General features: G+C 61.2%; 13 protein-coding genes. 6 read left to right on the top strand and 7 right to left on the bottom strand.

Going from position 1 to position 11,903, the window contains the following annotated elements; all coding sequences use genetic code 11:
* Positions 1–4: 4 nt before the first annotated feature.
* Positions 5–706 (top strand): tRNA (guanine(46)-N(7))-methyltransferase TrmB, encoded by a 702-nt coding sequence (locus tag AC1ECN_RS01930; RefSeq protein WP_130671824.1) that lies wholly within the window; start codon positions 5–7, stop codon positions 704–706.
* A gap of 262 nt (positions 707–968) precedes the next feature.
* Here the strand turns inward: AC1ECN_RS01930 and AC1ECN_RS01925 are convergent, their stop codons facing one another.
* The gene (locus AC1ECN_RS01925) at positions 969–1,226 is read right to left on the bottom strand and encodes a BQ00720 family protein (protein ID WP_003556039.1); all 258 of its coding nucleotides are present in this window, start codon (positions 1,224–1,226) and stop codon (positions 969–971) included.
* Between the two features lie 47 nt (positions 1,227–1,273).
* The gene (locus AC1ECN_RS01920) at positions 1,274–1,699 is read right to left on the bottom strand and encodes an Hsp20 family protein (RefSeq protein WP_130660777.1); all 426 of its coding nucleotides are present in this window, start codon (positions 1,697–1,699) and stop codon (positions 1,274–1,276) included.
* Between the two features lie 277 nt (positions 1,700–1,976).
* Between AC1ECN_RS01920 and AC1ECN_RS01915 the strand changes: the two genes are divergently transcribed.
* Positions 1,977–2,921 carry a nucleoside hydrolase gene (locus AC1ECN_RS01915; protein WP_477952012.1) on the top strand — a complete coding sequence of 315 codons (945 nt, stop codon included), beginning with the start codon at positions 1,977–1,979 and terminating at the stop codon, positions 2,919–2,921.
* Between the two features lie 38 nt (positions 2,922–2,959).
* Here AC1ECN_RS01915 and grpE read toward each other — a convergent pair whose 3' ends face one another.
* A complete protein-coding gene (gene grpE / locus AC1ECN_RS01910; RefSeq protein ID WP_018070049.1) occupies positions 2,960–3,592 on the bottom strand; it encodes a nucleotide exchange factor GrpE in 633 nt (210 codons plus the stop codon).
* A gap of 111 nt (positions 3,593–3,703) precedes the next feature.
* The gene (hrcA, locus tag AC1ECN_RS01905; RefSeq protein WP_477952009.1) at positions 3,704–4,792 is read right to left on the bottom strand and encodes a heat-inducible transcriptional repressor HrcA; all 1,089 of its coding nucleotides are present in this window, start codon (positions 4,790–4,792) and stop codon (positions 3,704–3,706) included.
* A 128-nt stretch (positions 4,793–4,920) separates the two neighbouring features.
* Here hrcA and rph point away from each other — a divergent pair, with 128 nt between their 5' ends.
* From rph to hemW, 4 genes are read left to right on the top strand one after another with little or no spacing between them, the layout of a single operon-like run.
* Positions 4,921–5,640, top strand: coding sequence for a ribonuclease PH (gene rph / locus AC1ECN_RS01900; protein WP_477952007.1), 720 nt, complete (start codon positions 4,921–4,923; stop codon positions 5,638–5,640).
* Complete coding sequence (locus tag AC1ECN_RS01895; protein ID WP_477952005.1) at positions 5,637–6,062, top strand: VOC family protein; 426 nt, start codon at positions 5,637–5,639, stop codon at positions 6,060–6,062. The genes rph and AC1ECN_RS01895 overlap by 4 nt, the downstream gene beginning before the upstream one ends.
* Positions 6,063–6,707 (top strand): RdgB/HAM1 family non-canonical purine NTP pyrophosphatase, encoded by a 645-nt coding sequence (rdgB, locus tag AC1ECN_RS01890; protein WP_018070047.1) that lies wholly within the window; start codon positions 6,063–6,065, stop codon positions 6,705–6,707.
* A gap of 9 nt (positions 6,708–6,716) precedes the next feature.
* On the top strand, positions 6,717–7,919 hold the full coding sequence (hemW, locus tag AC1ECN_RS01885; protein WP_130654453.1) for a radical SAM family heme chaperone HemW: 1,203 nt from the start codon (positions 6,717–6,719) through the stop codon (positions 7,917–7,919).
* Between the two features lie 66 nt (positions 7,920–7,985).
* On the opposite strand, the gene AC1ECN_RS01880 is transcribed toward hemW, so the two are convergent.
* The 3 genes from AC1ECN_RS01880 to rpsT all read right to left on the bottom strand — a co-directional run bounded on the left by AC1ECN_RS01880 (position 7,986) and on the right by rpsT (position 11,890).
* Positions 7,986–9,068 carry a saccharopine dehydrogenase family protein gene (locus AC1ECN_RS01880; RefSeq protein WP_130671821.1) on the bottom strand — a complete coding sequence of 361 codons (1,083 nt, stop codon included), beginning with the start codon at positions 9,066–9,068 and terminating at the stop codon, positions 7,986–7,988.
* Between the two features lie 137 nt (positions 9,069–9,205).
* Positions 9,206–10,756 carry a chromosomal replication initiator protein DnaA gene (gene dnaA / locus AC1ECN_RS01875; RefSeq protein ID WP_018070045.1) on the bottom strand — a complete coding sequence of 517 codons (1,551 nt, stop codon included), beginning with the start codon at positions 10,754–10,756 and terminating at the stop codon, positions 9,206–9,208.
* A gap of 855 nt (positions 10,757–11,611) precedes the next feature.
* Complete coding sequence (gene rpsT, locus AC1ECN_RS01870) at positions 11,612–11,890, bottom strand: 30S ribosomal protein S20 (RefSeq protein WP_003556028.1); 279 nt, start codon at positions 11,888–11,890, stop codon at positions 11,612–11,614.
* Positions 11,891–11,903: the final 13 nt, after the last annotated feature.

Below are 11,903 nucleotides of genomic sequence, written 5' to 3'. Positions count from 1 at the left end.
AAGCATGACGGATATGGAACGCCGCAGCCGGGCGACCGAAGCCTTCTTCGGTCGCCGCAAGGGCAAGACCCTGCGCGAACAGCAGGCCGAGACGCTGAACAGTCTCCTGCCGGCATTCCTGATCGATCTTACAGCGGCTCCCCCCGAGCCGCTGACATCCCTCTTCCCGGTTCCAGTCGAAAGATTGCGGCTGGAAATCGGTTTCGGCGGCGGCGAGCACTTGATCCACCGCGCGCTGGAGACACCTTCGACCGGCTTCATCGGTGTAGAACCCTTCGTCAATTCCATGCAGAAGCTGCTGTCGCGCATCGGCGAGACCGGCGCTTCCAATATCCGCGTCTATAATGACGACGCGACGCAGCTGCTCGACTGGCTGCCGGACGGTTCACTCGATATAATCGATCTGCTCTATCCCGATCCCTGGCCGAAGCGGAGGCACTGGAAGCGGCGCTTCGTCTCGAAAACCAATCTCGACCGCTTTCATCGCGCGCTGAAGCCCGGCGGCCTGTTCTGCTTCGCCTCCGACATCGACACCTATGTGAACTGGACGCTGATCAAATGCCGCGACCATGGCGGTTTTGACTGGATGGCCGACAATGCAGCAGATTGGCTGACGCCCTATGAGGGCTGGCCGAGTACACGCTACGAGGCCAAGGCGCGGCGCGAAAGCCGGTCTTCGGCCTATCTGACATTCAGGAAGATCTGAGCCTACCGCAATTCAAAGTGCCGCGGCATCCTTTGCTCGTCTCTAAAGCGCGGTGCAATCTTTCAGATTCGCTCCTTGCGCTTTAGGTCTTTGTTTTTACGCATGTCGTTATCGCAAACCCGCTGCACAGTTTTGCGCGACATGCTTTAAAGACGCGCGGCGCTGTAGGCGCAATGTCGCGACAACAGTCCCGACCGCAGCGAAATGAATAAGGGGACCCCGTGCCGGAACGCGGTAAAACACGACAGACGGTCGTTGACGGTCAGTGCAGGCTGACCGTCTTCAATTCGTCCTCGGCAGCCTTGAAGAAGGTGCTGGAGCGGTTATCCGTCAGCAGGATCGGCGTGCCGTCGGCGCCGAAGAGCGCCCAGAGATCGACGGTCGGATCGATATCCGGCGCCTCGGGAAAGCACTTGGCGACCTCATCGGTCCGCATTTTTCTGATATAGGCGACCTCGCCGTTGCCGATGTGGGCAAGCTCGGATTTGGTCAAGTGAGACGTGGCTTCTTTCATCAACATTCCTGTTCCTCCGGGAGAAGGGACCAACGGTTCGACAAACCGTTGTGCTACTGTGAGACCGAAATGTTAATTTTCTTGACCATTCGCGCGGGTTCCGGACGAATTAGATCGACGGAGAGCAGACCGTTCTTCAGGCCGGCGCCGAGCACCTGCATGCCATCAGCAAGAACGAAGGTACGCTGGAACTGCCGGGCGGCGATGCCGCGATAGAGATAGTCCCGCTCGACCTGCTCGACCTGGCGGCCGCGGATCAGAAGCTGGTTCTCCTCAATGGAGACATCGAGTTCCTCTTCGCTGAAGCCGGCCACGGCAAGGGTGATGCGCAGACGTTCCGGCGCACCGCTGTCGGCGCCGATGCGTTCGATATTGTAAGGCGGATATCCGTCGCTCGCCTTGGAAATGCGCTCCAGCGTCTTTTCCATTGCATCGAAGCCCAGAAGCAGCGGGCTGGCGAAAGGGGTAATGCGGCTCATCTCTTTTCAAGTCCTTGGCGCAAGCGACCATCCCGGACCTTAAGTGCAGCATCCGGATGCCGCTAATATGGGGACAGGAGCCCGGCGCTGCAAGGCATGGGGCGCGACGTGTCGGCGCCACCTTCTCAATTTTAAGCTGACGTCAGGCTCTTTCCTTGACAAAGCGCCTGCTGCCTCGCATCAAAACATGCCCGCGCGGATTGTGCTGATTTGTGACGGGACGTGAAGAAATCGGTGCATGCCCGATAACACGCACTGCGAGGATGGAACGATCGGAATGGCAAGCGCAAGAAAGATCATCATCGACACGGATCCCGGCCAGGACGACGCGGCCGCCATCATGCTGGGCTTCGGCAGTCMCGATGAGCTGGAGGTGCTGGGGATCACGACGGTCGCCGGCAACGTGCCGCTTTCGCTCACCAGCCGCAATGCGCGCATCGTCTGCGAGCTCAGCGGACGGACGGAGACCAAGGTTTTCGCCGGCGCCGACGCACCGATCGCCCGCAAGCTGGTGACGGCCGAACATGTGCACGGCAAGACCGGCCTCGACGGTCCGGAGCTGAACGAGCCGACGATGGCGCTGCAGCCCGGCCATGCCGTCGACTTCATCATCGAGACGTTGCGCCATGAGCCTGAAGGCACAGTGACGCTGTGTACGCTCGGGCCGCTCACCAATATCGGCATGGCCTTCCAGAAGGCGCCCGACATTATCCCCCGCATCCGCGAGTTGGTGATGATGGGCGGTGGCTTCTTCGAGGGCGGCAACATCACGCCGGCGGCCGAATTCAACATCTATGTCGACCCCGAAGCCGCCGATATCGTCTTCCGCTCAGGCGTTCCGATCGTGATGATGCCGCTTGATGTGACGCATCAATTGCTGACCCGCAAGGACCGGGTGAAACGCATGGCCGAGATCGGCACGGCGCCGGCAAAGGCCATGGTCGAGATGCTGGAATTCTTCGAACGCTTCGACATCGAGAAATACGGTTCCGACGGCGGGCCGCTGCACGACCCGACCGTCGTCGCCTACCTGCTCAAGCCGGAGCTTTTCCAGGGCCGGGACTGCAATGTCGAGATCGAGGTCCAGTCCGAACTCACCGTCGGCATGACGGTCGTCGACTGGTGGCATGTGACCGAGCGCAAGCGCAACGCCAAGGTTATGCGCCATGTCGATGCGGATGGCTTTTTCGATCTGTTGATCGAACGCTTCGCCCGCATCTAACGCTTCGGCTTTCCCTTCTTCCCCAGGAGGAAGGGATATCAGGCGTCCTTCTCGTCGAAGACGGAGTTGGTTTCGGCTTCCGCCGGCTTCGGGCCGCCCTTGGCGACACCGACCATGGCCGGGCGCAGCACGCGCTCGCCGATGGAGAAGCCTGCCTGCACGACCTGCACGACCGTATTGTTCGGCACGTCTGGGTTCGGCACCTCGAACATTGCCTGATGGAAATTCGGATCGAACTTCTGGCCAACCGGCTCCAGCTTGCGAACGCCGTGGCGCTCGAGAGCCGACAGCATGGCGCGCTCGGTCATCTCGACACCCTCGATCAGCGTGCTAAGGCCGGCATCGGCCGCAGCCTTGGTCTCCGGAGAGATGGCATCAAGCGCGCGGCGTAGATTGTCCGAGACGGCGAGCATGTCGCGTGCAAAGCCCGCGACGGAATAGGACTTGGCATCCTTCACCTCGCGCTCGGTGCGCCGGCGCAGATTGTCCATCTCGGCAGCAAGGCGCAGATAGCGGTCGCGCAGTTCGCCGTTTTCGGCTTTCAGAAGCTCAAGCGCGTCCGGCTGGACGGCCTCTTCCTGCGCAGTTTCGTTCTCGACGTAGGCGGTAGCATCGGCTGCGGCATCCGCCGCAGTTGCGTCAGGTCCGTTTTTCGTCGTGTCATCAGTCATGACGGTCTCCGGTTGGTGTCTTCAGATGCGCCCGATATCGAGGTTTGACCGAAAAAAATCAAGTCTGCGTGACAAAGAAGCGAAAATTCCGCGTGCTTGGCAGTTGCGGCGTCAAAGCTGGTTGCGCGAAAGGCGGGAGACGAGCTGGGCCGTATAGTCCACCATCGGCACAATGCGGGAATAATTGAGCCGCGTCGGGCCGATGACGCCGACAGCGCCGACGATGCGATCGTCATCGTCACGATAGGGTGCGACGATGAGCGACGAGCCGGACAGCGAGAAGAGCTTGTTTTCCGAWCCKATGAAGATGCGCACGCCCGARCCGCTTTCGGCSAGRTTSAGSAKCTCGATCAGRCTGTCCTTCTTCTCGAGATCGTCGAACAGCAGGCGCAGSCGGTCGAGATCCTCGGCGCCGGCCAGGCCTTCGAGCAGGTTGGCGCGGCCGCGGATGATGAGCTGCGTCGGCTTTCCCTCGTCCGGGCTGCCGGCCCAGACAGCGATGCCGCGCTCGACCAGATCGCGCGACAGGGCATCGAGCTCGTGGCGGACGTCGTCCTTCAACCGGCTTAATTGTTTGCGGAGTTCCGGCAGGGTCTGGCCGGACATATGCGCATTGAGAAAATTCGCCGCCTCCGTCAGCTGCGAGGAGGTGACGCCCGCCGGCAGCTCGATGATGCGGTTCTCCACCTGATCGTGATCGCCGACGAGCACGGCCAGCGCCTTTGTCGGTTCGAGCCGGATGAACTCAACATGTTTCAGCACCGGATCGCTTTTCGAGGTGATGACGAGGCCGGCGCCGCGCGAAATGCCGGATAACATGCGGCTTGCCTCGTTCATCATCGATTCGACGGGATTGCCGCCGCTTTCGGCCCGCACCTGGCGGTCGATGTTGGCGCGTTCCTCGGCGGAGAGGTCGCCGACCTGCATGAAGGCATCGACGAAGAAGCGCAGGCCGATCTGGGTCGGCAACCGGCCGGCGCTGACATGCGGCGAATAGATCAGGCCGAGCTCTTCGAGATCGCTCATGACGTTGCGCACCGAGGCCGGCGACAGCGACATCGGCAGGATACGGGACAGGTTGCGTGAACCGAGCGGCTCGCCGCTTTCCAGATAACCTTCGACGATGCGACGAAAAATTTCCCTGGAGCGCTCGTCCAGCGCAGCTACAGCATCCGAAACCGACGTCGACCTGATGCCCATGAAGCTTTCGAACCCGTGCTGATGATACTTCCCGAAAAGTAAGTCAAACTAACACCCGTGGCAAAAGGGAATTTGCAAATGAGCGCCGCCAATCGTAGAAGCGGTCAAATAAACTCCAGGAGATAAGAATGCGGCCTTCAGGCAGAAAAATCGACCAGATGCGCAAGGTCTCGTTCGAGCGCAATTTTTCCAAGCATGCGGAAGGCTCCTGCCTGGTGAAGTTCGGCGACACGCATGTGCTCTGCACGGCGAGTCTCGAAGAAAAGACGCCGCCATGGCTGCRCAATACCGGCAAGGGCTGGGTCACGGCCGAATACGGCATGCTGCCGCGGGCGACCGGCGAACGCATGAAGCGCGAGGCTGCCGCCGGCAAGCAGGGCGGCCGCACCCAGGAAATCCAGCGGCTGATCGGCCGGTCGCTGCGCGCCGTCGTCGACCTGCAGGCGCTCGGCGAACGGCAGATCACGCTGGATTGCGACGTCATCCAGGCCGATGGCGGCACGCGGACCGCCTCGATCACCGGCGGCTGGATCGCGCTTTACGACTGCCTGAAATGGATGGAAAGCCGCAACATGATCAAGGTCGACCGGGTCCTGAAGGATCATGTCGCCGCCATCTCCTGCGGTATCTTCGCCAGCCAGCCAGTGATCGATCTCGATTACATCGAGGACTCCTCGGCCGAGACCGATGCGAACTTCGTCATGACGGGCACCGGCGGCATCGTCGAGATCCAGGGCACGGCCGAAGGCACGCCGTTCAGCGAAAGCGAATTCACCTCGCTGATGCAGCTTGCCAGGAACGGCATCGGCGAACTCGTGGCGCTGCAGAAGCAAGCCATCGAAGGGTGAGCCCCATGCTGGAGGGCATGTTGGAAACGGCGCTCTATGCGCGGGATCTCGACCAGGCCGAGACGTTTTACGAAGACGTTCTCGGGCTTGAAAAGATCACCCGCGCCGCCAACCGGCATGTCTTCTTCCGCTGTGGGCCTGGCGTTCTGTTGATCTTCAATCCCGAGGAAACGGTAAAGCCGCCGGCGCCTGGATCGCTGCAGGTGCCGCCGCACGGCACGAGCGGCCAGGGCCATGCCTGTTTCCGGGTGTCCGGCGGCAATATCGATGCCATGGCCGAGCGGTTGACGGCAGCGGGCGTGGCGATCGAATCCGAAGTGCACTGGCCGAACGGCGGCCGTTCGATCTATTTCCGCGATCCGGCCGGCAACAGCCTGGAATGCGCGGAGGMTAAAATCTGGGGCATCGAACAGGATATCTGAATGCGCAAGCTTGAAACGAAGACCATCGTTGTCGCCAGCCACAATGCCGGCAAGATCCGCGAGATCCAGGAATTGATCGGGCCGCTCGGCTTCACCGCCAAATCGGCGGCCGAGCTGAACTTCGTCGAACCGGATGAGACCGGCACAAGCTTCGAGGAGAATGCGACGATCAAGGCGGTCGCCTCGGCCAATGCCGCCGGCATGCCGGCGCTTTCGGACGATTCCGGGCTGGTGGTCGACGCGCTTGGCGGCGATCCTGGTGTCTACACCGCCAATTGGGCGGAGACATCTAACGGCACGCGCGATTTCGACATGGCGATGGCGAAGGTGGAAAAGGCGCTRCAGGATGCKGGCGCAACAAAGCCGGAACAGCGCAGGGCGCGTTTCATCAGCGTGCTCTGCCTTGCCTGGCCGGATGGGCACACGGAGCTGTTCCGCGGCGAGGTGGAAGGCAGCGTCGTCTGGCCGCCGCGCGGCACGCAGGGCTTCGGCTACGATCCGGTCTTCCAGCCCGAGGGCTACGACATCACCTTCGGCGAAATGAGCGGCGAGGAAAAACACGGCTGGAACGTCGGCAAGCCGCAAGCGCTGTCGCACCGTGCCCGCGCCTTCAAACTCTTTGTCGAAACCTGCCTGGAGGCATAAGGTCGGTCCGTGGGCAATCTCGACACACCAAGCACCTCGCGCGACGCGGCTCTGCTCCCCGATACCGGCGAGCCGGGCTTCGGCGTCTATGTGCATTGGCCCTTCTGCGCGGCGAAGTGTCCCTATTGCGACTTCAACAGCCATGTGCGCCACCAGCCGGTGGATCAGGAGCGTTTTACATCAGCCTTCCTGAAGGAGATGGAGACGGTCCGGTCCCTCAGCGGGCCGAAGACGGTGACGAGCATCTTCCTCGGGGGCGGCACGCCGTCGCTGATGAAGCCGGAAACGGTTTCCGCCATTCTCGACGGCATTGCGCGGCAATGGCATGTGCCTGCCGGCATCGAGATCACCATGGAGGCCAACCCTTCGAGCGTCGAAGCCGAACGTTTCCGCGGCTACCGGGCGGCCGGCGTCAATCGCGTCTCGCTTGGGGTGCAGGCGCTGAACGACCGGGATCTGAAATTCCTCGGCCGGCTGCATGATGTCGCCGACGCGCTGAAGGCGATAAGGCTGGCGCGCGACATCTTTCCGCGCATGTCCTTCGACCTCATCTATGCCCGGCCCGACCAAACGGTCGAGGAATGGGAAAAGGAACTGAAGGAGGCGATCTCCTATGCGGTCGACCATCTTTCGCTCTATCAGCTGACCATCGAGGAAGGCACACCTTTCTACGGCCTGCACAAGGCCGGCAAGCTGATCGTGCCGGACGGCGAGCAATCGGCATTGCTCTACGAGGCAACGCAGGAGATCACGGCACGCGAGGGCATGCCGGCCTATGAGGTTTCCAATCATGCCCGGCCAGGGGCCGAAAGCCGGCATAACCTGACCTATTGGCGCTACGGCGATTATGCCGGCATCGGCCCAGGCGCCCACGGCCGGCTGACGCGTGGCACCGAGAAGCTCGCGACGGCGACCGAGCGCAAGCCGGAAGCCTGGCTCGACATGGTCGAGCGTGATGGGCACGGCATTCTCGACGAGGAGCGGCTCGGCTTCGAGGAACAGTCCGACGAACTACTGCTGATGGGGCTGCGGCTGAGGGAAGGCGTCGATCTCGCCCGCTGGCAACAGCTTTCGGGCCGCGACCTCGACCCGAAACGCGAGGAATTCCTGCTCGAACACAAATTCATCGAGCGGATCGGCAATTCACGCCTGCGCTGCACGCCGTCCGGCATGCTGATCCTCGATTCCGTCGTCGCCGATCTCGCCTGCTGACGTCCGTACGGCTCGAGGGATTTGTACGCGGCGGCTGAACATCACCGCCGCGCAGCAACGCATTCCTTAGCCGTGGCTGGTGGCACCAGCCTTGAAGAGGCTGCCGGTCGGCGTCTTCAAAAACGTCTCCAGCGGAATATGCTCCTGGTGCAGGAAACCGGTCGCCGGCAGCAGGCCGTCGCGGACCATCTCGATGACGGCGACGACGGAGGCTGACGTCGTCCAGGCGATCGCCGTGCGGCGCGCGCCGGCAATCTCGATCGGGTAATAGGCGCGCACGAACTCCTTGCGGCGCAGGCTGCCATTTTCGGTGCCCTCGGCGGCGACATGGACATAGACGACATCGTCTTCAACCGGCGGCTTGGCATTGGTCAGGATCTCGCCGGCGAGCTTGCGCTTGTCGCGCATCAACAGCTCGTGGAAGAAGAAGTTCATCAGCTCCATATGGCCGGGATAACGCATGGTCTTGTAATCGAGATTGTCGATCTTGCCGAGCATGGTGTCGCACATGGTGCCAAGGCCGCCCGACGTCGTGAAGGCTTCGAGCTTGACGCCGCCGACATAGACGGTCTCGTGCCATTCCATCGGCGAGACGAGCTTACGCACACCGCCCTCGATGACCTCGCAGTCGTTCAGATATTCGTTGACGACGCCCTCGGGCGACCAGTTGAAGGCGTAACCGAGCAGTCCGGTCGGGTGCTGCGGCAGGGCACCGACGCGCATGCGGATCGACCGGCAGCGATCGAAGCCGTCGGCCAGGCTTGCGCCGACGATGCCGACGAAACCCGGCGCCAGGCCGCATTGCGGCGCCATCAGGCCGCGTGATGTCTTCGACAGCTCGATGATGAAATTGGTGGTGGGAACGTCTTCGGTCAGATCGAAATAATGAATACCGGCAAGATGGGCAGCGCGCGCCAGCTCGATGTTCAAATGATAGGGCAGGCAGGAGAGCACCGCCTCGACATTCGAGAGCAGTTCGCCGATCACCTGGGGATCGGAAATATCGCCGGTGCGGCACTTGAAGGGAACGTCGCTCAGCGGCAATTGCGCGTCGACGCCGATGACCTCGAAGCCGCCTTCATGCAAAAGCGTCGCCGCCAGCCGTCCGACCTTGCCCAGGCCGAGGACGGCGATCTTTTCAAAACTCATTCATTCCTCCCACGCGCCGTTTTGGCGCTTCAGTCTTTGACATGCAGTTGATGCGCGGGAGGTATAGAATAAAAAACTTATAAAGGAAAACGGCCGGAATCGCTTCCGGCCGTTGAATCCTTAAGAAAACCCGTCGATTATTCGTTGATCAAGCGCTTCAGAAGCTCGACTTCGTGCGAAAGCTTGGTGTCTCCCGAAATCAGCTCCTCGATCTTGCGCACGGCGTGCAGCACGGTCGTGTGATCGCGCCCGCCGAAACGACGGCCGATCTCCGGGAAGGAGCGCGGCGTCAGCGTCTTCGACAGATACATGGCAATCTGGCGCGGCTTGACGATGACGCGGGTGCGGCGGTTCGAGACCAGTTCCTGACGCGAGACGTTGTAGTGCCTTGCGACGATGCGTTGGATATCCTCGATGCGCACACGGCGAGGCTCGCCGGAGCCGACCAGATGGGCGAGCAGTTCATCGACGCGTTCGATCGACAGGTTCGGCTCGAAGGAGCGGCGGAAGACCAACTGGTTGAAGGCGCCTTCGAGTTCGCGGCCGCTGGCCGTGACGTTGCGGGCGACGTGCTGGAGCAGCTCGGCGGGAATGTCGAGCGACGGGTCTTCGAGCCGGGCCACAGCAAGGCGACGCTTGAGGATTTCGAGACGCATTTCGTAATCCGGCGCGTCGAATTCGATCGCCACACCGCCCTGCAGGCGCGAGCGGACGCGGGGGTCGAGCGACTCCAGCTCCCAGGGCGCACGGTCGGCTGCAACGACKACCTGCTTGGCGCTGTCGAGCAGCATGTTCAGGAGATGGCAGAATTCATGCTGGATCATCTTGCCTTGCAGGAACTGCATGTCGTCGATGATCAAGAGATCGATGTTGCGCAGCGAATCCTTCAGCGTCAGCGCATCATTGTCGCGGATCGCGGTGGCGAAGCGCCACATGAAATATTCGGCCGTCAGATAGACGACGCGCAGCGCCCGCGGGTTCTGCACCGCCGCATTGGCGACCGCCTGCAGCAGGTGGGTCTTGCCGAGACCGACGGTCGAATGGATGAAGAGCGGGTTGAAGCGCACCGCGCCCTGACCAGCTTCCGCGATGGTCTTTGCAGCCGCAAGTGCGACCCGGTTCGAGCTGCCTTCGACGAAGGTGTCGAAGGTGAAGCGGCTATCGAGCGGCGAACCGAAGAGCGGCGAGCCGAAGCTTGCAGGCCTTGCGGCGGCAACAGCCGAAACCGCCTGCTGGACGGCCTGACCGGCCGGCTGCGCGCTTGTCGGGCGACGCATCTGCGTGGGGGCGGCTGGTTCCGGCGCGGCCGCCTCATCGAGCGCCTTCGTGCCGTGGCGCGTTGCCGTGCGCACCAGGACTTCGATTTTAAGAATTTCCGGATCCTCGGCCTGGAACAGACCGGTGATGAGATCGAGATAACGATTGTTGATCCACGACTTCAGGAAGGTCGTGGGAACCGAAAGGCGAACCACGCTCTTCGATACCGAATGCAGCTTCAGCCTGGCAAACCAGCTGGCATAGACGTCAGGACCGACCTGGGCCTTCAAGCGCGCGCTGACGCGCTCAAACAAGATGCTTTGCTTCATTTCCGCCTTTGCTTCGCCCACTTCGAGGCGAATGGAGCCGAACGCCTGCGGTGCCGCATCCCCATTGTCGAGCCCGCCCGTCGTCATCGTATTCATCTGCATAATGCCGCCTTTCAATTCCACCGGGCGGCATCCGCTAAAACGGCCGCCCGATCATCCCCGCTTTGGCGGGCTGACGGATCCTCATGAGCCGCTCGCCTGCCGGTTCACTCAAACACTGCCCCATAAGGGACCGGCGCAGAACTCCGTTGCAGGTGCCGCGCTCATGCGGCAACCTTCATCGGCTTTCCGTGCCAGGCTGGCGGTCGAACCTCGTTTTCGGCCGACCAGCCCGAACGCAATATAACTTTAACCTTCTCCGCTGGCCTCGCCTTAAACGTGTGGCCAATGAAGGCACAAAACATCCCCGCTCCGTAACAGCCACGTTACGGCTCAAATCCGTCGAGTGCTTGAAAAAACGGAAGCGCAATGCTCCGTAACAAACGGCACAAACTTATCGCCCTGCCGACGTGGCAGTTAAGACCGAGCCTGTGCAGGTGATGTCCGCGCCCTTTGTTGAAAGCCATTTAGGCAGGATCAAAAGGCAATATCAACGATGAATTTTACGCAAAATTAAGAAGCGGGCATTGACTCCGCCTGCCCTTTTCGGGCGTCACACCAGCGTCAAAAAAGAATCGCAGTTGAATCAAAGAGATTCCCCCGTTCGGGCTATTTTGACACGCATTGAAAGAAAAAAAATAAAATCCTCTTGACTCGCCTGTGGTCCCGGAAGCTTGGGGCAGAGTCGCGCGGCGTGAAAGCATCCTTGCGCAAACCATTGTTTTTATACAATTTTTCCTGTCATGGCGCTGACACGAAACAGTCGTCAGATTAACCATGCAGGGGCTGATCGGTGGAATCGAAAAAGCCCGGTAAAATTACCGGGCTAATCATAAAGAAGAAGTCCTTAATGGAAGATTACGCGGTCGTGGTGACCGAAAGAGCCTTCACACGAGCGGCCAGGCGCGAGACCTTGCGCGATGCCGTGTTGGCATGCAGCACGCCCTTGCTGGCGGCGCGGGCAAGCTCGGGCTGAGCAGCCAGGAAAGCTTCCTTCGCCTTGGCGGCGTCACCGGATGCGATGGCCTCTTCGACCTGGCGAACGAAAGTACGAACGCGCGAGCGACGAGCCTTATTGACGTCGGTACGGCGGGCGATCTTGCGGGTCGCTTTTTTCGCCGAAGTTGTATTGGCCATGGATGCCTCTCTC

Source organism: Rhizobium sp. 01N447_2, from assembly GCF_056399245.1.
Note: the sequence above shows the minus strand (reverse complement) of the source record. Positions and strands in the feature narration are given on the sequence as shown.

Bases quoted from the DNA above. Each gene is read 5' to 3' on its own strand.
- rpsT (WP_003556028.1), bottom strand. From the start codon at position 11,890: ATGGCCAATACAACTTCGGCGAAAAAAGCGACCCGCAAGATCGCCCGC.
- AC1ECN_RS01880 (WP_130671821.1), bottom strand. From the start codon at position 9,068: ATGAGTTTTGAAAAGATCGCCGTCCTCGGCCTGGGCAAGGTCGGACGG.
- AC1ECN_RS01925 (WP_003556039.1), bottom strand. From the start codon at position 1,226: ATGTTGATGAAAGAAGCCACGTCTCACTTGACCAAATCCGAGCTTGCC.
- AC1ECN_RS01930 (WP_130671824.1), top strand. From the start codon at position 5: ATGACGGATATGGAACGCCGCAGCCGGGCGACCGAAGCCTTCTTCGGT.
- grpE (WP_018070049.1), bottom strand. From the start codon at position 3,592: ATGACTGATGACACGACGAAAAACGGACCTGACGCAACTGCGGCGGAT.
- AC1ECN_RS01920 (WP_130660777.1), bottom strand. From the start codon at position 1,699: ATGAGCCGCATTACCCCTTTCGCCAGCCCGCTGCTTCTGGGCTTCGAT.